The sequence below is a fragment of the Serpentinicella alkaliphila genome, assembly GCF_018141405.1.
GTDB lineage: Bacteria > Bacillota > Clostridia > Peptostreptococcales > Natronincolaceae > Serpentinicella > Serpentinicella alkaliphila.
Window position 1 is genome coordinate 2721527 of sequence record NZ_CP058648.1, and the last position, 22007, is coordinate 2743533.

The following is a 22007-nucleotide window of genomic DNA, read 5'->3' on the forward strand; positions in this document are numbered from 1 at the left end:
TCTACTTTAATCTAACCTTTTCATTCTTTTCCAGTTGAATTACTTTGCCGTCTTGAATAATAAGTGTAACAGAACCAAACTTAACTGATTCAATAAGATCTAACAATTTGATTAAGCTTTCCTTCGATATGCTTTTCTCGTTTATTTTATCTAAATAATTGTCCACTACCCCTACCTCCATATCAAAAGCTTAAATATCAATTATTAATTACACTAAGTATCACATCTGTAGTTTATATAAAAACAAAAGAAATGATTTGTTAGTTACCTTATACGATTACTAATTAATGATTATTTATAATAATACAATAGGGTTTTTTATTTGTCAATACTCTATTTGACTAATTTTATTAACTAATTTAAAAAATTCGGTAGATTTTCATAATTTTTTTATTAGTTTAATACTTCCATGTTTAACAGAAATATTCATAATGGTATAATAATGATATATAAGATTAAATAAACTTAAAGATAGATATAAAAAATAAGGATGTGTGAATGTTGGAGAGAAAAAGAAAAATACTTGTTTTAATATTAGTATTAACTGCTGTAGTAGGTATTTTAGCTAAACCATATTTGTTTAATAGCAAAAAAGATTTAAATACCACTTCAACACCTATTGAAGCCTATCAAAAAGCTTTAGTTGATGGAAAGCCTATATTTCTAGAATTTTATGGTGAATTATGTCCTGCATGTGTAAGAATGGAGCCTGTAGTTATGGAGCTTGAGGAAAAGTATAAGGATAAAATTGCATTTATTATTGTAGACGTTAATGATCCTGAGAGTAGAAAATTAATTGAAGAATATAGGGTCTTTTCTATTCCCTATTTCATTTATATTGATAGCAATGGAGAAATAGCAGGTTATGACGTTGGGAGTAATTCATTAGAGTATATGGAAGAAAAGATTCAAATCTACCTCCTAACAGACTGAAAATAGAATCATCTATATAATCTGGGGAGGAATAGGGATGTTTGAAGTGTTCTTTAAAGAAATAATACCTCAGGCCATAGCCAGTAAATCGCTGATAATAATATTAATTATTTTTGCTGGTGGGATAATAACAAGTCTAAGCCCCTGTATATTATCAATGCTACCTGTAATGATTGGTTACATAGCTGGATATGGTGATAATTCAGCTAAAACTAAAGGTTTTGCTCTTTCTACTACCTTTGTACTTGGGATGTCAACTACTTTTGCTATTCTTGGATTAGTTGCTGCTTCTTTAGGTATTGTATTTGGTCAAATTAGTTCAGTCTGGTATTATATATTAGCAACAGTTGCAATTATAATGGGGTTAAATCTTTTAGGAGTAATTAGCTTTAATATTCCAGGAATTAAAAAAATGCCTGTTGTGTTAACTGGATATTTAGGGGCTTATGTTATGGGACTATTTTTTGGCCTAGCTGCATCTCCCTGTGCTACGCCTGTACTTGCAGTTATTATGACTTACGTAGCTTTAGAAGGGGAATTGGTTTTTGGTGCACTTTTGCTTTTTATCTACGGAATAGGTCATGGACTTCCATTGATTTTAGCAGGAACATTTACTGTTCTATTAAAAAAGCTACCTAAATTAGAGCGCTATACTCAATATATTAACTACTTTAGCGGAGGAATACTTATACTACTAGGATTATGGTTACTCATCCGGGTCAGTTGGTAACATGGCACAATGATTTAAAATAGTTCGTAAAAAAAGTCAAAGCTACATTTTGGTAGTTTTGACTTTCTCTTTTATTCATTTCCATTAAGCAATACCCTTAGAACAACTAAAATTAGTGGTTGGTGAATTAAATATATAACCAACGTCCTTTGACCAAGTTTATTAACTATATTTTTATTGTTATTAAATTTAACATAACCTGATTTATTAGAATACAGCGCTTTACCTACTATGGCTCCTAATAAAAATACTCCAAACCATGGAAAAAGCGGATAATAATCAGCTGAGTAGAAGTTCATATTAATTAGTCCAATTGGAAATAGGAATCCCAGCTCAGTTCTAGAATCTATAAATATAGTTCCAAGCCAAATTGTTAAGCCTGCAAGCAAAGCCAAAAAGTTAGTATTTAGTTTTCTAATAAACTCATAAAATATAATACTAATACCTAGTAAATGTAAAATACCAAACTTTATACTATAATCAGGACCAGCTAAAGTTGTGGCTAAAGTTATAAATAGAGCCAATCCAACTAATCTTAGTCCTCTTTGAAGATTATTTTTAGATAATGAACAGCTTATTCCTGAAAGAAGCATAAATAATATGGCTGAAAATCTTCCAATGTAAAAATTAATTCCTTCACTATAATTAATATTAAAACCATAATATTCTCTTAAATCAAATATAATATGAAAATATATCATTAAAATAAGGGCAACACCCTTTAAAAAGTCTAACTCCCAAATACGACTCCTGTTATTCGACATTTCAGTCCCCCATTCTGTGCTATATATCTAATTATATCGTATTGTATAGTGAAATAGGATAAAAAAAATCTGATATATATTGGTATATCAGATTAAAGTATCTATTTTTTATTTATATTGTTATATTTTTTTACTTTCTTAAAATACAATAATAGTACAAGACATATAAGTAGTATTACTATAAATGGAAATATAAAATACAATATATATGGTAATATACGAAGTCCTCTTATAATTGGTGGTTCCGGTTTCTCGGTTTTATAAGTTACAAAATAGAAATCTTCCTCAGGTAACCCTTCAAAGCTGTTCGTATAAATACCTGTTTCGCTATTTTTTAATAAGGGTAGTGAGCTACTTATTACAAAAGGATAGTTTTCATTTGGAATAACCTCAATTTTTAATTCACCAAAATCCTTCCACTTAGAAGCTGGGTTCAGAAGATATAAAAACATCTTACTAAAATCTAATGTGGTTCTCCTGTCAGAAGTAGCTAGCATCTCGTATTCTATCGTTACATTCACAACATCATTTGGCTCAAAATCTATAGCGTAGATAAAAGCCCCTAAGTAGGTTTCGAAGTTAAATGATGATATCCCATCCCCGTCTATTGATAAAAATGGTTCCTTTCTATCAAATCTATTGTCTATTTGTTTAACTAGATGATTAAGTAAGTCCTTATTATAGTCCTCATAAATGTAACTACTCTTATCATGTTCATAGTTTTCTAATGATATTAAATGTAAGTCTATTAAATCTAACAAGAACTGTTCTAAACTTTTTTCAACGACGGAAATTTCCTGATTTGTCACGCTATTAATAATTACATCTTCTTCTAAATCTCCTAAAATAGTAATGATTGCTTTATCATAGTCAGAAGGTATAGATTTCATTCCTGACCAGGTTCCAAGTTTCCCTATACCTTTATTGTTTAATTCAAAACTATTAAAGTTAAAATATAGTAGCATTTGCTTTTCAGTATGTAATGATTCAAAATACACCTCTGCCTTATATCGCTCGTCCACTTTTGGTAAATGAATAGTATAGACTTTAACCATATCTTTTAAGCTAATATTTTTGGGACTGAAATCTGTACTATTATTAGTTATATTAATCATATTAATAATACTATTGATATCAATTAGCTCTTTAATTCTATTAGACTCACCTAAATATTGTAGGCTTCTAAAATTCCTATCCGGTAATTCTTTTAATCGAATAGTTTTAAAATCGATTGGGATTCCATTTGCAGAAATATTTACATTTTTCGTAAAATTATTATAAGGGCTTGTTATAAAAGGGAAAATCATATTTTGCTTAAGACCAACATCTGAGGTGTTCATCATTTCGTATGTAGCCCTTACTTTAGCAGTATCCCCTGTACCTTCACTCATATCAAATTGTAAATATTCCCTCAAGACTTCTATAGGTGAATCATCAATTGGTGCAATAGTAAAGCTTGGATTCTCCTCTATTAAAATTGGTGCTGAATTGCCAAAGGCAAAGCTTATTGAGAATAAAGAAATTAGTATGTTTACTGAAATTATTCTAATTAATAGGTTATTTTTATATGATTTCAATATATACCTCCATAATTATACTAGTAAAAGTTTAATATAATTATATACTTAGTTATTCAAATATTATATATAATTAATGAATTAATAATATAAATAATGTGAAAGCAAAATGATCATAACAAATAAAACAGAGTATATATCTTTCTTTTTACATTGACTTGTATTATCTAAAACCCCTCTGCTTAGATAAATAAAAAAAAGAATAAGTACACCTCTAAACCCTAATACTCTATATTCTGAATTTATATAGGTTATAAATGATAGTATAACAAAGAATATAGTAAGAGGCTTAACATCTAGATATCTACCTTTTATTGTTTTTATCATCTTTTTATATCCTCCCATTACAACTTATTGATTTATATCTATATTTTATCACCACGGTTTTGAATTTTTGGTCGAAATCTGTAAGGGTTCTAAAAAAACATAAAATGTATAAGTATATTTACAAATTTTAAAATTATGACAAACTTTTTATAATTTTAGAACGTTGGGATATCATAATATTCTTATGTATACTTATGAGAATGAACTTTTATCCTATAATATAATTATATGCCAAATTTTTAGTTGTATAATTAATCCCTTAGCAATTGTACTCAATTCATTTTTATTTACTTAAAGAGTTATAATGTATTATAATTAATTATCTTTTAATATTTTTAAGTGGGGGCACAGTTATGGACAAATTACGTAAAAAATCAATTATTTATATTATTATTACTGCTGTACTGTGGAGTATGGGGGGCCTATTTATTAAGCTAATAGATTGGAACCCAATTGCAATAGCTGGTGCTAGAAGTGGTATAGCTTCAATTGTTATGTTTGCTTACTTAAGAAAACCTATTAAACAATTCAATAAAAACAAGGTGCTAGGGGCCTTATCATACGTTACATTAGTATTCTTATTTGTATCAGCTAATAAGCTAACAACCTCTGCTAATGCAATTTTATTACAATTTACAGCCCCAATTTGGGTTGCATTACTTTCCTTTTGGTTTTTAAAAGAGAGGCCAGTAAAATCTGATTGGATTGCGATTGTAGCAGTGATGCTAGGTATGGTTTTATTTTTCATAGGAGATTTAGGAACTGGTAACATGTTTGGTAATTTCCTAGCAGTTCTAAGTGGTGTAGCAATGGCCTTTATGGTTATTTTCCTTAAACTTCAAGGAGATTCATCGCCTGTTGAAATGACCTTGTTAGGTAATATATTTACATTTCTGTTAGCTATTCCGTTCCTATTTTTTATTAGGCCAACTTGGCAAAGTATAGTTTCAATTTTAATATTAGGAGTTTTTCAGTTAGGAATATCCTATATATTCTACACTCTAGCTATAAATCATGTTAGTGCGGTAGAGGCTATAATTATCCCAATTATTGAGCCTTTACTAAATCCTGTATGGGTATTTTTAGTGACTAAGGAAGCACCCTCATCCTATGCACTTTTAGGAGGATTGCTAGTTATAAGCACTGTTATTGCGAAAGTTATATATCAGGAAATACAAAATAAAAAAATTGCTTTAGAAAAAGTCTTTGAATAGTTATTTCTTGTAGAACCAATTGTCTCCATCAGAATATATTATAGTATACTAGATTGCTAGTATTTTTAATATATATTGAAGGAGATGAATAGACTATGTTTTATTACTATAATCAAGTGCCTTGTCCACCTGGAACAACACCATATATGATTATGGCAGGTGATACCTATTATAGGCTAGCAATTAGATTCAATACTACAGTTGAAGCTATTATTGCTGCAAACCCTGGAGTTAATCCAAATATGTTAATGATAGGGCAAAGAATTTGTATTCCGACGGCTACTCCTCCAACTACATGCCCAGCTGGTACAACACCATATACTATTAGAGCAGGCGATACATTCTACTCAATAGCAAGAAGATATAATATCTCTCTGGACGCATTACTTGCTGCAAATCCAGGAGTAGATCCTGACAGACTATTTATAGGTCAAGTAATCTGCATACCAGGAACAACTCCTCCGCCACCTCCTACACCTTGTCCAACCTTAAGAAGAGGTAGTACTGGACCAGACGTTAGAAGATTACAACAGTTATTAACTTCAGCTGGCTTTAGCCCAGGAGCTATTGATGGAATTTTCGGTGCACGAACTGAAGCAGCAGTTATTGCTTTCCAAACTAGTAAAGGTTTAACTCCAGATGGTATCGTTGGTGTTAGAACATGGACTGCATTAGGAGTAAACTGCGGCGTAACACCACCACCAACACCTACTTGTCCTGCTGGTACAGTAGCTTATACTATTAGATCTGGTGATACATTCTTCAATTTAGCTGCAAGATATAATACAACCGTAGAAGCAATCCAAAGAGCTAATCCAACAGTAGACCCTAACAGATTGCAAATCGGTCAAGTAATTTGTATTCCTACAGCCTAATCATGACAAAATAAAATTGGGCCCTATTAGGGCCCATATTGTTTATATAAATCTTTTCATTAATTCCCAAACTACTTCATCTACATTTTGAGTAGTAATATTATTATCTTTAATAATATTTAGTACCCTTTCTCGCTTGTTACTATTTACCAAATCATACATATAGTTCATAATACCAGTTCTTCTACCAACCATAAATACCATCTTTTCATTTTCATTGAGATTTAAAAACCATTGGAGTGCACTAATCATTTTATCCTTATCCTGTGGTAATTGACCTTCATACTCCATAACTAAGTTTAAAATATGATCACTTTTAATTGTACTTGTAATACCTTCTAATTTTTCAGTAAACAAAAGTAACTCTTCTACAATTTTTACATCATTTGTTCTAGTAAATATCCCCTGCTCATAATCCTTAAATAACTCAACATTATCAGGTATTGCTAATGTTCTAATTCTTATAAAATCAGGGTTTATTTGATTAAGGGCATCAGCAGTTTCAATTGCGTTTTCCCTAGAATATTCATTTCCGCCAAGACCTGGCATAAAGTACTCAGATAGCTGAATTCCAGCTTTTTTAACTTTCTTTCCAGCCTTTATATGAGTTTCTTTATCAACACCCTTTTTTATTAGCTTTAATATTTCATCGGATGCACTTTCCATACCAATATGAATTCTATTTAATCCAGCATTAGCAAATCTTAATAAATCCTCATCACTAATTCTCGCAATTGTATGGGATCTTGCATATGAAGTTATTCTCTGTACCTCAGGGAAACAAGCCTTAATATGCTCTAATATTTCAACTAAATCATCTGGTTTAATAATTAATGAATTCGCATCCTGAAGAAAAATTGATTCCATACCTACTCTATACCAACCTACAGCTGAATAGAAGGCAATTCTTTCACTTTCTCCTAAAGAGCTATTAATTTCAGCTAACTTTTTGCTAGAGTCTGAATCGCTTAATGTTTCAGTTTCCCTTACAATATCTATAAATCTCTTAATTTGATTTATGTCTTCTATCACATGTTCTTTGGGTCTTATACTAAATTTTGTGCCTTTGTATAAACCACAGAATTTACAATTGTTCCATGGACAATTTCTAGATATTCTAATCATTAAGCTTTGTGCTTCACTTGGAGGTCTAATTGGACCAACTTCATATCCCTCATATACTTCTGTTTGATTATTCATTATACCACCTCATAATTTATAAATTAATTTAATTTAATACTCTATCATCGTTTTCTTGTATTTATTTCTTCATTATTATATAGCGAATTTAATATTTTTGAAACAATTATTATGTCATTTAGTAATCAGCTAATATTTTAAACTATTCTATATATTTATTATTTACCCATTTTCAAATGGGATTATCATTCCAAAAAACAAGACAGAGATATTATATTGAGTAATAATAGTATCTCTGCCCTTCTGAACTAAATTTTTATGCTTCGCTAACCTTTAGCTTCATATTTACTAATGTAGGTTTCCTGGGACTTTTTACCCTTAAGGACATAATGGCACCTAAAATAGAAAGCCCTGCAGCAATTATAAAAGTTGTCTGTAGATTTCCAACTTTAGCTACAATTATAGGTCCAACTAAGGCTGCTGTACCATAGGCCTGATATATTATTCCATAATTTGCACCTAAATTTTTAATACCGTAGAATTGCCCAGCTATAGTCGGAAATACAGCTAAAAAACCACCAAAGCAAAAGGCAATACCTGCTAGGGAAATAGAGTAGGTTAGATAATTTAACGAAACAACACTCATTAAAATTAAGCATGCAGCTGTCATAGTGAACATCATAAATACAACTTTCATTCTGTTCATTCTGTCAGATAAAGCCCCCCATCCAAGTCTACCACCAGCGTTGAATAATGCAATCATTGCAACTGCATTGGAGGCTTTGATTGTATCTAGATTAGCCAATTGTACCCCTATATCCTTTGCTAAACCAATAACAAGTAATCCACTCATACATCCTAGTAAGAAAATGATCCAAATCAAATAAAAAGCTTTTGTTTTAACCATTTCACTAACCGTATAATTACTTTCATCCTCAGGATTTACAGCTTTTGTCTCTGTTTTTGGCGGTACTCTTAAAAATTGAGCACCTATTAGTGTAATAGTTATATATATAATTCCTAAATATAGAAATGTTTGAGAAACACCTTTTGAAATCAATAGAGACTGAATTACAGATTTGAAAACTAAACTACCTAGTCCAAAGGCACCTACTGAAATCCCAGTAATAAATCCCTTTTTCTCAGGAAACCACTTAACACAAGTAGCAAGAGGGCAAACATAAATAAATCCTACACCAATTCCTGCAATTACTCCATAGTATAAATACAATTGAATAATCGACGTTGCAGTTGATGCTAACATAAGACCTAATCCATAGAATACAGCCCCTATTGTAGCAACTATTCTAGGTCCGAATTTATCCTGCAAACGGCCGGATAGAATGGTAGTGGCTGCAAACACAAATATTATTAATGAGTAGGTAAAAACTACTTCACTACTACTCCAATTAAATCTATCTATTAATGGCTGGTTAAATAAACTCCAAGAATAAAGAGCACCAGTACATACCTGTAGCAAAACTGCACCTAATACTACAAACCATCTATTTTTAAAATATTTTACCATAAAACATCCCCTTCACTAATTAAAATTTTATTTATATCATTATATCAGAATAGGAAGGTTTATAAATAGATACCTTCCTATTCTTGGTAAGCCAATTATTTCATTTTCATTAGCAGTTCTCCAGTTTTCACCTGTTGCTTCTCTTTTACGAAAACTGATTCTACTACTCCATCATTTGAAGCAACTATGTTAGTTTCCATTTTCATTGCCTCTACTATGATAAGACTTTGGCCTTCTTTAATCTCTTCTCCTTCTTTTACAAGTACTTTCAATATTGTTCCAGGTATACTTGCACCTATTTCTTTAACATTATCCGAATCTGCAAATTTTGTTTGGTTTTTATTGTCATCTAAACCACTTGCCTTATCATGAACAGTTATTTCTCTTCTGTTGTTATTTACTTCGAATGCAAGTCTTCTATTTCCATCAGAGTCAACTTTTCCAATTTCCACAAGCTTAACTACAATAATTTTACCTTCGGCTATTTCAACCTCACATGTTTCCCCTTCTGCAAGTCCGTGGAAGAAAATATCACTACCCATACGACTTAAATCACCATAGTCTTTTAAGTATAATAAATAATCCTCATATACTTTTGGATATAGAATATAAGCTAAAATATCCTTCATATCCGGTGTCATGTTATATTTATTAGCTAAATACTCTCTAGCTACTTCAAAATCCTCTGGCTCTAATAATTCGCCTGGTCTACAGCTTATTGGAGTATCTCCTTTAAGAACTAACTTTTGTAAATCCTCTGGGAAACCACCCATTGGTTGACCCATCATACCTTTAAAGTAAGTTACTACAGAATCAGGGAATGCCATTTCTTTTGCTTTGTCGTGAATGTTTTCAGGAGTTAAATTGTTTTGTACCATAAATATAGCCATATCTCCAACCATTTTTGAAGATGGAGTAACTTTAGTAATATCTCCTACCATATCATTAACAGTCTTATACATTTCTTTAACTTCTTTAAACCTATGGCCTAATCCAAAGCTTTCAACCTGTGGTTTAAGGTTAGAGTATTGACCACCTGGTATTTCATATTTGTAAACTTCTGTTGTTCCAGATTTTAAATCAGATTCAAACTGGCTGTAAACAGGTCTAACTGCACCCCAGTATCTTGAAATCTCTTCCATATCCTCTAAATTAAATCCTGTAGCTCTAGAAGTGTTTTCTAGGGCAGCTACAATTGAGTTAAGTGCCGGTTGACTAGTTAAACCGGACATGCTATTAAATGCTGTATCAACAATGTCAACTCCAGCTTCAGCTGCCATAATTAATGTAGCTACCCCATTACCACTAGTATCATGAGTGTGTAAATGAATAGGAATAGAAATTTCTTGTTTTAATGCCCTAATTAATTTATCAGCTGCATATGGCTTTAATAAAGCAGCCATATCTTTTATAGCAAGAATATGTGCTCCTGTTTTTTCTATTTGCTTTGCCATATCTACGTAGTATTTAAGTGTATATTTATCTCTAGTAGTATCTAATATATCACCAGTATAACAAATACAAGCTTCTGCTATCTTATTGTTGTTTAATACTTCATCAATAGCTATTTCCATACCCTTTAACCAGTTAAGTGAATCGAAAATTCTAAATAAGTCAATTCCAGATTTAGAAGATTGTTTAATAAATTCTCTAATTACATTATCAGGATAGTTTTTATACCCAACTCCATTACTTCCACGTAGTAGCATTTGAAGTAATATGTTTGGAATTCTCTTGCGAAGTTCCTCTAATCTTTCCCATGGAGACTCTTTTAAGAATCTATAGGAAACATCAAACGTAGCTCCACCCCACATCTCTAGGGAGAATAAATCCTTTGCTAAAACTGAAGTCGCCTTTGCAATTTTAACCATATCTCTAGTTCTAACTCTAGTTGCCATTAAAGATTGATGTGCATCTCGCATAGTGCTATCAGTTAAAAGTAATTTGTCTTGACTATGAATCCAATCTACTAATCCCTTTGGTCCTAATTCGTCTAATATTTGCTTAGTACCTCTTAAATCATCAGGTCTTTCTACCTGTGGTACAACTGGTACATCAAATTCTTTTTTGTTTCCTTTAGATTCATTTACAACTTTTTCACCTATATATTGTAATACCTTAAGCTCTTTATTAGATTTTGGAGCTATATCAAATAGTGAAGGATTCTCTACAATAAAGTTTGTATGACATTCACCTTTTAAGAATGCTTCATGATTAAGTACGTTTATTAAAAATCCAATATTTGTTTTTACACCAGAAATTGATAGTTCTTTTAATGATCTTACAGATTTCTGAATCGCATCTGGGAATGTTCTAGACCAAGATGTAAGCTTAACAAGTAAGCTATCATAATATGGACTTATAACTGCCCCAGTAAATCCATTTCCTCCATCTAATCTTATTCCAAATCCAGATCCACTTCTATATACGTCTATTCTACCAGTATCAGGTGCAAATTGATTAATAGGGTCTTCAGTAGTTACACGGCATTGTATAGAATAACCTCTAACTTTAATAGAATCTTGAGATTCAATCCCTATTTCAGGAGAATTTAAAGGATAACCTTGCGCAACTAAAATTTGACTTTGTACTAAGTCAATTCCTGTTACCATTTCAGTTACTGTATGCTCTACTTGAATTCTTGGATTCATCTCAATGAAATAATGATTTCCGTGCATATCAACTAAAAACTCTACAGTACCTGCGTTGCTATAGTTAACTGCACTAGCAATTTTTAAAGCATCATTACAAATTTCTGCCCTTTTTTCTTCTGATATAGTTAAAGCTGGAGTAAATTCTATTACCTTTTGATATCTTCTCTGAATAGAGCAGTCTCTTTCAAATAAATGTACAATATTACCGTGTTTATCACCTAAAATCTGTACTTCTATATGTTTAGGTTTTTCTAAGAACTTCTCTATAAATATATCCTCTATACCAAAGGCTTTTTTTGCTTCGTTTTTAGCACTTAGGAAGGATTCTATCAAGTTTTCTTCTCTATGAACTATTCTCATACCACGGCCGCCGCCACCAGCCGCTGCTTTAATCATTACAGGGTACCCACATAAATCCGCAAACTCTTTTGCTTCTTTTTCAGAAGTAATTGGTTTTTCTACTCCTGGAATTACTGGTACCTTTGCTTCAATTGCTACTATTTTTGATTTGATTTTATCCCCTAGGCTTTCAATCATATTGTGGTCAGGTCCGATAAACACAATTCCAGCCTCTTTACATTTTCTAGAAAATTCTGGATTTTCTGATAAAAATCCATAACCAGGGTGAATTGCATCTACACCCTTTTTAAGAGCTAATGATATTATTTCATCTATATCTAAGTAAGCCTCAATTGGCCCCTTATTCTTACCGATAAGATATGATTCATCCGACTTTGTTCTAAAAAGAGAAGTCTTATCCTCTTCAGAATAGATTGCAACTGTTCTAATGCCTAATTCTTTACAGGCACGAAAAATCCTAATCGCTATTTCTCCACGATTAGCAACTAATACTCTTTTAAACTTATTAATAGCCATATCATTTCCACTCCCAATCATTATTTATTTGCTATATATAAAGCATATGTAACCATTATTTTAGTAAATGTTCACTCCTTAAGCTTTAAATCACTCCTTTAACTTAGTATGCCATTATTTAAAATAATTATATTTTATCTAATGAAATCTAACGGATTACACGGTTTAAAATAACTTTAACGCATCAAAGTATGAAGATATTTAAAGACTATTATACACAAAATATTTCTAATTGTCACACAATTTTTTTAAAATTATGAATTTTTTTAAGTTTTTTTTTATAATTATTCGCAAAAAATAATACAACTTGAATTTGATATCCAAGTTGTTTATTTTTCAATATTTATTATATTATTAACTTCTTGCCTTGCTTAACTTATTATTTACATCTTCCCAGTTAATTAGATTCCACCAATTATTTACGAAGTCTAATCTTTTATTTTGATATTTTAAATAATATGCATGCTCCCATACGTCTACTATAAGTACAGGTATACTGCTCCAAAGAGATAAGTTTTGATGTTTTTCAACTTGAACTACCTCTAACTTATTAAACTCTCTGTTCCAAACTAATGCACACCAGCCTGAAGCTTCAACAGCTGCGGCAGCACTTGTAAATTGCTTTTTGAATGCTTCAAAACTTCCAAAGTTCTCGTTAATTAAAGTAGCTACTTCACCAGTTGGCTCACCGCCACCTTGAGGCTTCATATTTTCCCAGAAAATAGTATGTAAAATATGACCACTACCATGGAAAGCTAATTCTCTTTCCCAATGCTTAATAAGTGCAAAATCTCCCGCTTCTCTAGCTTCTTTTAGTTTTGTTTGAGCGTTGTTTAGACCATCTACATACCCTTTATGATGTATGTCATGATGAATCCTAACTGTTTCCGCATCATAATACGGCTCTAAAGAATCATATGCATAAGGTAATTCTGGTAATTTATTATTCATTAAAACTCCTCCTTTAAATAATTTTACACCCAACAGTATACTATGCCAAAATTTTGTTATTTACAACTCATTTTTTATTTATATATAAAATGGTTATAACCTTAGTATCAAAATAAGTACTGCATTAAAGTATACCGTTTAGCTCTTTAATATTAATACCCAATTATAGTTACAATAATCATATAAGAATAATTTTTTTACATATTGTTAATCAAACTTTAACTTAGATAATGCATCTGATAAGGCCGTATTTATAGGTTCCTGACTGGATTTTTTCTGATCCTTTAAAAATTTAGAGATATCTTTTTTAGAAGCAATATCACCTTTTTCCTTTTTTCTCTCATTGAATGATGAGAGCTTCTCTCTAAATCCACAGCTACAAACGAAAATCTGGCCTTCTCCTTCTCCCCGTAGTTCTAGCTTTTTCTTACAGTTAGTGCACCTAGCATTAGTAACTCTTGAAACCCCTTTCTTATAGCCACAGTCCCTATCCTGACATACTAAAAGTTTACCCTTTTTATTTTTAACTTCAAGTAGATTTTTACCACATTCAGGGCACTTATTACCAGTAACATTAGTATGTTTAAATTTACTTTCGCTGTTTTTGATTTCATCAATTAGTCTTCTCGCATAATCTTTCATATCTTTAATAAAGCTGTCTTTTTGTAATGAACCATTAGATATTGCATTTAATTTATGCTCCCATGTTGCCGTTAGTTCAGGTGACTTTAAATCTTCAGGCACTAAATCTAACAATTGTTTACCCTTTGCTGTTATAAATATTTCTTTGCCCTTTAATTCTATTAAAAAGCTATTAAACAACTTTTCAATAATATCTGCTCTTGTTGCTACAGTTCCGATGCCCCCAGTTTCTGCTAAGGTTTTAATTAACTCCTTATTATTACTATTAACATATTTTGATGGATTCTCCATAGCTGAAAGAAGGGAGCCCTCAGTAAACCTACTAGGAGGCTTTGTTTCTCCTTCTGTTCTTTCTATAGAATTAATATTTAAATGTTCTCCAATACTTATTATAGGAAGCTGTTTTTCTAGCACCTCTTCCATATCATATTCAATATTATTTTTATAAACCTCTTTCCAGCCTAATCGAATTACATTTATACCTTGTAGAAGAAATTCTTCTTCCCCAATTCTTCCTATTACATTTGTTTGCTCATATTCAAAGGGTTCATATAAAGCTGAAATAAATCTTTTTACAACTAGATCATATATTTTTCTTTCACTATCACTTAAGGCTCCAAGTAAAACCCTCTGCTCCGTTGGAATAATTGCATGATGGTCAGAAACCTTTGAATTATCTACTAATAACTTACTGATTTTTAATGGTTTAGCCAATAACTTATGAGCAATATTAGAATAAGGACCAACTCCACAGGCTTTTATTCGATCCTTTAAGGTGTCTATAATATCAGTTGAAATAAATCTCGAGTCTGTTCTTGGATATGTAAGTAATTTATAGTTCTCATAAAGCCTTTGCATTATATTTAAAGTTTCCTTGGCAGAGTAGCCAAATATTTTGTTTGCATCCCTTTGAAGTTCTGTTAGATTATATAGTTGTGGTGCATAGCTTTTTTTCTGTGTTTTTTTAACATCTTTAATTTCAATTTTTTTATTTCTAATATTTTCGCTTACTTTTTCTACTTTCTCTCTATTAAATGTTTTTACTTCCCTAGAGGTTTTATCCTGCCATACAAATTTTAATCCATCACCTATAACATATAATCCATAATATTTTTTAGGAGTAAAATTCCTTATTTCCTCTTCTCTTTGTGCTACCATTTCTAACGTTGGAGTCTGAACCCTTCCGCAGGATAGCTGCGCATTATACTTTGTTGTTAATGCCCTAGTAGCATTAATACCGACTAACCAATCAGCTTCTGACCTTGCAACTGCGGAATCATATAATTTTTCATAGGCTTTACCATCTTTTAACTTACTAAATCCTTCTTTAATGGCTTTATCGGTTACAGATGATATCCAAAGACGCTTGATAGGTTTGTTTATCTTTGATTTTTCAATTATCCATCTTGCTACTAATTCACCTTCCCTTCCTGCATCAGTAGCAATAACGATTTCTTTAACGTCCTTTTGTCCTAATAATTCTTTTATAGTATTAAACTGCTTCGACGTTTTTTTTATAACTATAAGTTTTAAGCTATCAGGTAATATAGGTAAATCCTCTAATCTCCATGAAGCATATTGCTTGTTATATACCTCTGGATCAGCTAATGTAACTAAGTGGCCTAGAGCCCATGTAACTATATCCTTTTGGCTTTCAAAATAACCATTTCCTTTTTTATTACAATTCAGTACTCTAGCTATATCTCTAGCCACTGATGGTTTTTCTGCTAAAATAAGTCTTTTGTTCATTTTTACAATCCCTTCATTTTGAAAATTAATATGTATATTTGAATACTCTATTTTTTAACATCTTTTAGTATATTTCATTTTGCCCATAAGTTCAAAGATAATAACATTATACTCTGTATTTAAATGTCAGATTGTTATAATGAAAGCATTGAAAAAAGAATCTGACATGCCGTGGGACACGTCAGACTCTTTTTTATTGTTTACAATACTAATTGTATTGCATTAGTTTGTTTTTCTTAGCAGTGGTGTGGTGGATGAACAAATGGTTCATTTACCTGTGGTGGGAATAATGGTGGGAAATTATCTCCACAAATTGGTCTTACTCTTGCTTCTTGAGAACAGAATCCTGTACTTAATACGCAAAGTTGTACTGGAACCTTAATTTTCTTCTCGCAAGTAATACAAATTGCAATTATTAGGTTCGCAAATATTTCTCCAGTTGTTGGGTTAAATGTTATATCCCTTGCAATACTTTGAGTTGCTAATCTACCTAAGAATAATGCGTTGCAGAATTCAGTAAATTGAGGCAAGAAAGCAGAATCAAATACTGAAGGCATACAAAGTTCAAAGAAGTTTGTTAATATTTGATTAATTGGTGCTCTACCTCTAAGTGTAATAACTTCTGGAACTCCTAATGCATTAATGAACTCAACGTCCATTTCGATTAATACTGTACCAGTAACAGATATTTCTTGGGATCCAAAAATAGGTGTGCCTAATCCTTCTTCATCACAGTCAGTTGTATCTGTGTAGATTAAGTATTGTAATAAGCCAGCTGGACCTGGTACTGTTACAGGGCAACCCTTACCGTCAAGTACAAATTGTGCTCCAGAAAGTGTTGTTGTTGGAGTAATAGTTAAGTTTTTAGGGTCATTAATATTATTTGGGTTAAAGAATTTTTTTGCTCTAATATCTAGTACTCTTGTAATTCTAGATTTTGGACCGCATTTTGTAACTGGAAGTGCAGCGAATGGTACTCTTGCAACAGATTGTAACCCTTGTAGATTAAAAGTAACTGAGTCATAAACCTTATCAACAAATATACACTCACCAACTACATTTTTTAGACTACCATCGAAATAACATCCTGTGTTTGCTACACAACATGGTTCATCTATTTGCATCGCTTCAATATTTAGTTGTTCCTTGTTTGACATATTATTCAACTCCTCCTTTATAGGCATTAATTAATTATTCGCTTACTGTAAAATATGATAAATAGTAAGTTTAGGTGCTACTTCTTAGTAATTTTTATAAAAATAATGCATATATTTTAATAACTTGCGTTGCTACAATTAAATATGGAGGTGTAGTTATATATGATGCAATATCAAAAGGCTAATCATAATTTTATACCGAAAGAAAATACAGAAGCACAAAGCAATGAAATAGATGAAAATATAAATATAAAGGAAGATACATTAGAATTAAGCATGACTGAAAATTCATCCTTGAAGGAAGAAAATAAAAAGCTACAAATAGAAATAGCGGGCTTGAAAAATAGATTGGAAGAGCTAGAGTTACTTTTGGTTAGAAAAGACAATGAAGTCAGTAGTCTAATTAAAGAATATAACGAATATATCGAATTTCAAAATAATCCAAATGAGTTTAAAGAACTAAAGGCAAATATAAATGAAGTTGACACTATGAAAAATCAAATTACATCATTAAGCGAAGAAAATGAAACCTTGAAAAGCCAAGTAGAATCGTATAAAACTCATATACAATATTTATATTTAATACTACTTATCCTAGCAATTATCTAGATTATATCTACATAAATATAGAGCGCCTAGCGCTCTATTACTTTTTAATATAGGTTAATACCTTTCTATACCAATGAACTTCATTTACCATTGAATAATCAAAAATGCTTAAATTGTTTATTACATCTAAAGGTAAGCCCAAAATTATATCCCTATCATTTGAATTTAATAAATATTTTATTACCTCTACTATACAATCATTTAATAGAATGTCATCATATAAACTTACTGGACTTAATAATATAAATGTATTAATAGATGCCAGTTTAGTATTCGATAAATATATTATGTATACCGTTTCTAATATATTTTCATATTCAAAGTTTAATTTTTTAATTTTAGGTTTTTCAGTACTATTAGTTATTTCACTTTTGGGTCTAATTCTTTCTATAGGTAAGTAGTCTTTTATGTCTGTTATAGAATATTCCTTACCATTGTCCTCCCTTATTCTTAAACTAGGTTCTATAACTGCTTGATTTATTTTAATAACTCCCGTTCCACTGAATTGTAAATATCCCTTTTCCCTTAAAATTTGATTCTTTATTCCAACGCATTCACTATTAAAATCAATATTATATATATTTTCTTTTTTTGCTAATGCTTCAATATAATTTAAAATATAATTAATATTGCTTTTAGTAACATATTCCTGGTTTAAGTTAAATATATAAACAAATAAGTATCTATCAAATGGTGAAGGCTCTTCGTGAATACTAAGACCAAAGTAACCCAAAATTTTACTTTTATTTGTTATAAGGAAGAAATATCTCTCTTCAAAACCTGACTTTGTTTTGAATTTACTAATAATATCAGTAATATCCTTTGGTAAAGTCTGATTTATGCTACTTAATGAATGTATCCTTATTTTATCGTTTTGTGCAATACCGTTATTTTTTTCACTAGCAGCATCAAAGCTTGATATTTTTTGTACTATTTTATTTAATTCATCTAAACATAAATTTTTTAATTGACTTGATTCATTAATGCTTCGTTTTTCAAAAACATATGAAAAAAAATCATTAATATTTATATTATAATCATTACATTCTTTTTGAATATCCTTATAGATTTTTTCATATATTGATTTTTCTTTATAGCTCATTTTACTTCCCCTCCCCTTTCATAAATATATTGTTTAAAACATTAATTTATTACCAAGGGGATTAGAAAAGCAGCCCCAGGGCTGCTATTTTAGAAGTATTAATACAATTTGTATTTTTTACAAAGCTCATCTACCATGTTTTGAGTTTTAGTTGTTTCTGAAGGATTGTTTAAGATTATTGACATTATTTCTGCTATGGTAGCCATGTCTTCTTCCTTCATACCTCTTGAGGTTACAGCCGGCGTACCTATTCTAATGCCACTCGTAACAAATGGACTTTGAGGATCAAAAGGTATCGTGTTCTTATTAACAGTTACTCCAACTTCATCTAAAAGCTTTTCCGCATCTTTACCAGTAATATTTTTATTTCTTAAATCTATTAATATTAGGTGATTATCTGTCCCATCGGAAACTAAATCAAACCCTCTATCTTTGAGCTCTTTAGCTAATCTACTTGCATTTTTAACAATTTGTTCTTGATATTGTTTAAATTCTGGCTCTAGGGCCTCTTTAAATGAAACTGCTTTAGCTGCAATAACATGCATTAATGGACCACCTTGCAAACCAGGAAAAATAGCCTTGTCTATCATTTGAGCAAATTTTTCCTTACATAATATTGCTCCACCCCTTGGTCCCCTTAAGGTTTTATGCGTTGTAGTTGTAACAAAATCAGCATATTCGCATGGATTATCATGTAAACCCGCAGCCACAAGACCTGCAATATGAGCCATATCAACCATTAAGTAAGCTCCTACCTCGTAAGCAATATCTTTAAAAGCTTTAAAATCGATTTTTCTTGGATATGCACTTGCACCCGCAACTATTAGTCTTGGCTTAACATCTAGAGCAATTTTTCTTACCTCATCATAATTTATAACCTGTGTACTTTTATCTACTCCATAGGATTCAAATTTATAGTATTTACCAGAAATATTTACAGGACTTCCGTGAGTTAAATGTCCACCATGGGATAAATTCATCCCTAAAACTGTATCTCCAGGATTAAGTACAGCTAAATAAACTCCTAAATTAGCATTTGCTCCAGAATGAGGTTGTACGTTTGCATGGTCTGCATTAAATAATTGTTTTAATCTATTTCTAGCAAGGTCTTCTGCAATATCTACCTCTTCGCAACCACCGTAATACCTTTTCCCCGGATAACCCTCAGCATATTTGTTAGTTAATTGGCTACCCATTGCCTCCATAACAGCTTCAGACACAAAATTTTCAGAGGCGATTAATTCAATTTTATTTCTTTGTCTATTTGTCTCTCTTTCAACTACCTGAAAGATTTCCGGATCTACCTTCATTAGTGATTTAAAATCCATATGTACTTCTCCCTTCGATTATCTATTTTTATAATATATATATTATATTGTCTTTAATTCATTTTTGCAACATTATGACATATTTTTTGATATTTCGTAAAATATTATCCTGATTTCGTATTAGTATTTTTATTTTAAGAAATGATATGTTAATATGAATTTATATACTTTTTATTGGGGGCGATAAATTGTGAATGAAATTGATAGTAAAAAACTTTTAAAAATGACTTTATATACAGCAGAAATTCTTCTTCAAAGCGGTGCTGAGACCTATAGAGTTGAGGATACTATAGTTAGAATGTGTACCTCCCGAGGCTTTGATTATGTAGAATCCTTCGTTACTCCAACAGGCATTTTTCTCTCATTAAATAATAAAGGAGACAAGCCTGAAGATATTATAACTCTTGTTAGGAGAATAAAATCAAGAAGCATTAATCTTAACAGAGTAGCAAAAGTTAATGATTTTTCTAGACAGTTTGTTTCTTCTGACATGTCAATAGAAGAAGCATTTAATATATTAAAGGATATTGATAAAATTAAACCTTATCCAGCTTTAATACATGCAATCTTTGGTGGAATAGCTAGTGCCTTTGTTACATTACTATTTGGAGCTAATATATTTGAATTTATGGCGGCATTTATAACAAGTATAATGGTTACTTTTTCAATAAAAAACCTAGATAAAATTAGCTTCCCACCCTTTCTTACGAATATTTCTGGTGGCTGTGTGGCTACAATATTTGCAATTATATTCGCAAGTCTTTATCCAGCAATACGTATTGATATGGTAGTAGTTGGTGCTATAATGGTTATGGTTCCCGGTGTAGCTATTACTAATGCTGTAAGAGATTCTATCTCTGGGGATTTAATTTCTGGGTTAGCCAAAGCCGCAGAAGCTGTAATCATTGCTACTTCTATTGCATTTGGTGTTGGTTTTATACTTCAACTATGGATATTAATCTCAGGAGGTAAATTATTATGATATATCTGTATGATTTTATTATTGCCTTAACCTGTACTATAGGGTTTGCTGTACTTTTTAATTTACCTCGGACTGCTATTTTAAATGCAGGTTTTGCCGGTGGATTTTCATGGGTAATATATAATCTTTTTCATAATATAACCCACTCCAGCGTATTATCTACTTTTGTTGCATCCTTAGCTATAGCAATACTTGCTGAAACATTTGCAGTTAAATTTAAATTTCCTGCTACAATATTTATAGTTCCTGCTATTGTTCCATTAGTTCCAGGACATGCCTTATACTATACAATGCTCTCAATAATTCAAAATAATTATAGTGCTGCTGTTAGATATGGTAGTGAAACAGTACTTGTTTCTATCGCAATAGCAGGTGCATTAACAGTCGTTTTATCAGTTAACTCATTTAGAAAGCTTAAAAGGAGCCCAAATTGATGGCTCCTTTTTTTACTATTCAGTCTCAATAATTTCAGTTATAACTGGAATATACTCTTCGTTATCTTTAAATTTATGCTCATTCTTTTTAATTACTAAAAATACAATAGCCATTGAAATAAAGCCAACTAGAGCGCTGATAAGTTCATTATCAAATATTGTTATTGTTATAGCTACAGTAAATATTAGAGTAACTAAAGGTATCAAATAAATAATAAATGCAGCCTTTAAAACATTTTGATGTTCAAGATCAACTGTGACATTTTGCCCTACTTGTGCCTGAGCTCGGTTTATTGCCTCTACCTCTAAAGTTTTCTCCTCTCTGCCCATTTTACAAGCATTACAGTTTTCACAGCTGGAATGTCTTTTAACCAATACCATTGCATTTTTATCATCTAAAACATTTGTTACTACACCCACTTGTTTCAAACTAAA

Annotated in this window: 20 protein-coding genes; 7 read left to right on the forward strand and 13 right to left on the reverse strand. The window is 31.0% G+C overall.

Going from position 1 to position 22007, the window contains the following annotated elements; genetic code table 11:
* Position 1 precedes the first annotated feature (1 nt).
* The gene (locus HZR23_RS13925) at positions 2-166 is read right to left on the reverse strand and encodes a YezD family protein (protein ID WP_243098131.1); all 165 of its coding nucleotides are present in this window, start codon (positions 164-166) and stop codon (positions 2-4) included.
* 332 nt (positions 167-498) lie between these two features.
* On the opposite strand from HZR23_RS13925, the gene HZR23_RS17335 reads away from it, so the two are divergent.
* Both HZR23_RS17335 and HZR23_RS17340 read left to right on the forward strand, forming a co-directional pair.
* The gene (locus HZR23_RS17335; protein ID WP_243098132.1) at positions 499-933 is read left to right on the forward strand and encodes a thioredoxin domain-containing protein; all 435 of its coding nucleotides are present in this window, start codon (positions 499-501) and stop codon (positions 931-933) included.
* A 37-nt stretch (positions 934-970) separates the two neighbouring features.
* On the forward strand, positions 971-1663 hold the full coding sequence (locus tag HZR23_RS17340; protein ID WP_243098133.1) for a cytochrome c biogenesis CcdA family protein: 693 nt from the start codon (positions 971-973) through the stop codon (positions 1661-1663).
* Positions 1664-1734: 71 nt separating this feature from the next.
* Here HZR23_RS17340 and HZR23_RS13935 read toward each other — a convergent pair whose 3' ends face one another.
* From HZR23_RS13935 to HZR23_RS13945, 3 genes are all read right to left on the reverse strand, one after another.
* Positions 1735-2427 (reverse strand): heparan-alpha-glucosaminide N-acetyltransferase, encoded by a 693-nt coding sequence (locus HZR23_RS13935; protein ID WP_132847104.1) that lies wholly within the window; start codon positions 2425-2427, stop codon positions 1735-1737.
* 101 nt (positions 2428-2528) lie between these two features.
* Positions 2529-4004: a hypothetical protein gene (locus tag HZR23_RS13940; RefSeq protein ID WP_132847105.1), complete on the reverse strand. Its 1476-nt coding sequence runs from the start codon at positions 4002-4004 to the stop codon at positions 2529-2531.
* Between the two features lie 81 nt (positions 4005-4085).
* Positions 4086-4331 (reverse strand): hypothetical protein, encoded by a 246-nt coding sequence (locus tag HZR23_RS13945; protein ID WP_132847106.1) that lies wholly within the window; start codon positions 4329-4331, stop codon positions 4086-4088.
* A gap of 353 nt (positions 4332-4684) precedes the next feature.
* Between HZR23_RS13945 and HZR23_RS13950 the strand changes: the two genes are divergently transcribed.
* Together HZR23_RS13950 and HZR23_RS17870 are read left to right on the forward strand one after the other, a co-directional pair.
* Positions 4685-5545, forward strand: coding sequence for a DMT family transporter (locus tag HZR23_RS13950; RefSeq protein ID WP_132847107.1), 861 nt, complete (start codon positions 4685-4687; stop codon positions 5543-5545).
* 95 nt (positions 5546-5640) lie between these two features.
* A complete protein-coding gene (locus HZR23_RS17870; RefSeq protein ID WP_132847108.1) occupies positions 5641-6420 on the forward strand; it encodes a LysM peptidoglycan-binding domain-containing protein in 780 nt (259 codons plus the stop codon).
* A gap of 42 nt (positions 6421-6462) precedes the next feature.
* Here the strand turns inward: HZR23_RS17870 and HZR23_RS13960 are convergent, their stop codons facing one another.
* The 6 genes from HZR23_RS13960 to HZR23_RS13985 all read right to left on the reverse strand — a co-directional run bounded on the left by HZR23_RS13960 (position 6463) and on the right by HZR23_RS13985 (position 17117).
* Positions 6463-7620 carry a radical SAM protein gene (locus tag HZR23_RS13960; protein WP_132847109.1) on the reverse strand — a complete coding sequence of 386 codons (1158 nt, stop codon included), beginning with the start codon at positions 7618-7620 and terminating at the stop codon, positions 6463-6465.
* A 256-nt stretch (positions 7621-7876) separates the two neighbouring features.
* Positions 7877-9088: an L-lactate MFS transporter gene (locus tag HZR23_RS13965; protein WP_132847110.1), complete on the reverse strand. Its 1212-nt coding sequence runs from the start codon at positions 9086-9088 to the stop codon at positions 7877-7879.
* A gap of 95 nt (positions 9089-9183) precedes the next feature.
* Entirely contained in the window at positions 9184-12618 is a 3435-nt protein-coding gene (locus HZR23_RS13970; RefSeq protein WP_165913570.1) for a pyruvate carboxylase, read from the reverse strand.
* Positions 12619-12972: 354 nt separating this feature from the next.
* Positions 12973-13569, reverse strand: coding sequence for a superoxide dismutase (locus tag HZR23_RS13975; RefSeq protein ID WP_132847111.1), 597 nt, complete (start codon positions 13567-13569; stop codon positions 12973-12975).
* 207 nt (positions 13570-13776) lie between these two features.
* Positions 13777-15960 carry a DNA topoisomerase III gene (locus tag HZR23_RS13980; protein ID WP_132847112.1) on the reverse strand — a complete coding sequence of 728 codons (2184 nt, stop codon included), beginning with the start codon at positions 15958-15960 and terminating at the stop codon, positions 13777-13779.
* Between the two features lie 236 nt (positions 15961-16196).
* Positions 16197-17117, reverse strand: coding sequence for a hypothetical protein (locus HZR23_RS13985; protein WP_132847113.1), 921 nt, complete (start codon positions 17115-17117; stop codon positions 16197-16199).
* A 162-nt stretch (positions 17118-17279) separates the two neighbouring features.
* Here HZR23_RS13985 and HZR23_RS13990 point away from each other — a divergent pair, with 162 nt between their 5' ends.
* Complete coding sequence (locus tag HZR23_RS13990; RefSeq protein ID WP_132847114.1) at positions 17280-17726, forward strand: hypothetical protein; 447 nt, start codon at positions 17280-17282, stop codon at positions 17724-17726.
* 37 nt (positions 17727-17763) lie between these two features.
* Here the strand turns inward: HZR23_RS13990 and HZR23_RS13995 are convergent, their stop codons facing one another.
* Both HZR23_RS13995 and HZR23_RS14000 read right to left on the reverse strand, forming a co-directional pair.
* The gene (locus HZR23_RS13995; RefSeq protein WP_132847115.1) at positions 17764-18828 is read right to left on the reverse strand and encodes a hypothetical protein; all 1065 of its coding nucleotides are present in this window, start codon (positions 18826-18828) and stop codon (positions 17764-17766) included.
* A 98-nt stretch (positions 18829-18926) separates the two neighbouring features.
* Entirely contained in the window at positions 18927-20156 is a 1230-nt protein-coding gene (locus HZR23_RS14000) for a serine hydroxymethyltransferase (protein ID WP_132847116.1), read from the reverse strand.
* A gap of 190 nt (positions 20157-20346) precedes the next feature.
* Between HZR23_RS14000 and HZR23_RS14005 the strand changes: the two genes are divergently transcribed.
* Entirely contained in the window at positions 20347-21138 is a 792-nt protein-coding gene (locus HZR23_RS14005; RefSeq protein ID WP_243098134.1) for a threonine/serine exporter family protein, read from the forward strand.
* Positions 21135-21572: a threonine/serine exporter family protein gene (locus HZR23_RS14010; RefSeq protein ID WP_132847117.1), complete on the forward strand. Its 438-nt coding sequence runs from the start codon at positions 21135-21137 to the stop codon at positions 21570-21572. The genes HZR23_RS14005 and HZR23_RS14010 overlap by 4 nt, the downstream gene beginning before the upstream one ends.
* A gap of 15 nt (positions 21573-21587) precedes the next feature.
* Here the strand turns inward: HZR23_RS14010 and HZR23_RS14015 are convergent, their stop codons facing one another.
* Positions 21588-21992, reverse strand: coding sequence for a SoxR reducing system RseC family protein (locus HZR23_RS14015; RefSeq protein ID WP_243098151.1), 405 nt, complete (start codon positions 21990-21992; stop codon positions 21588-21590).
* Positions 21993-22007: the final 15 nt, after the last annotated feature.

Bases quoted from the DNA above. Each gene is read 5' to 3' on its own strand.
- HZR23_RS13975 (WP_132847111.1), bottom strand. From the start codon at position 13,569: ATGAATAATAAATTACCAGAATTACCTTATGCATATGATTCTTTAGAG.
- HZR23_RS13990 (WP_132847114.1), top strand. From the start codon at position 17,280: ATGATGCAATATCAAAAGGCTAATCATAATTTTATACCGAAAGAAAAT.
- HZR23_RS14000 (WP_132847116.1), bottom strand. From the start codon at position 20,156: ATGGATTTTAAATCACTAATGAAGGTAGATCCGGAAATCTTTCAGGTA.
- HZR23_RS17870 (WP_132847108.1), top strand. From the start codon at position 5,641: ATGTTTTATTACTATAATCAAGTGCCTTGTCCACCTGGAACAACACCA.
- HZR23_RS13980 (WP_132847112.1), bottom strand. From the start codon at position 15,960: ATGAACAAAAGACTTATTTTAGCAGAAAAACCATCAGTGGCTAGAGAT.
- HZR23_RS13960 (WP_132847109.1), bottom strand. From the start codon at position 7,620: ATGAATAATCAAACAGAAGTATATGAGGGATATGAAGTTGGTCCAATT.
- HZR23_RS13935 (WP_132847104.1), bottom strand. From the start codon at position 2,427: ATGTCGAATAACAGGAGTCGTATTTGGGAGTTAGACTTTTTAAAGGGT.
- HZR23_RS14010 (WP_132847117.1), top strand. From the start codon at position 21,135: ATGATATATCTGTATGATTTTATTATTGCCTTAACCTGTACTATAGGG.
- HZR23_RS13945 (WP_132847106.1), bottom strand. From the start codon at position 4,331: ATGATAAAAACAATAAAAGGTAGATATCTAGATGTTAAGCCTCTTACT.
- HZR23_RS13995 (WP_132847115.1), bottom strand. From the start codon at position 18,828: ATGAGCTATAAAGAAAAATCAATATATGAAAAAATCTATAAGGATATT.
- HZR23_RS13950 (WP_132847107.1), top strand. From the start codon at position 4,685: ATGGACAAATTACGTAAAAAATCAATTATTTATATTATTATTACTGCT.
- HZR23_RS17340 (WP_243098133.1), top strand. From the start codon at position 971: ATGTTTGAAGTGTTCTTTAAAGAAATAATACCTCAGGCCATAGCCAGT.
- HZR23_RS13970 (WP_165913570.1), bottom strand. From the start codon at position 12,618: ATGGCTATTAATAAGTTTAAAAGAGTATTAGTTGCTAATCGTGGAGAA.
- HZR23_RS13985 (WP_132847113.1), bottom strand. From the start codon at position 17,117: ATGTCAAACAAGGAACAACTAAATATTGAAGCGATGCAAATAGATGAA.
- HZR23_RS13965 (WP_132847110.1), bottom strand. From the start codon at position 9,088: ATGGTAAAATATTTTAAAAATAGATGGTTTGTAGTATTAGGTGCAGTT.
- HZR23_RS17335 (WP_243098132.1), top strand. From the start codon at position 499: ATGTTGGAGAGAAAAAGAAAAATACTTGTTTTAATATTAGTATTAACT.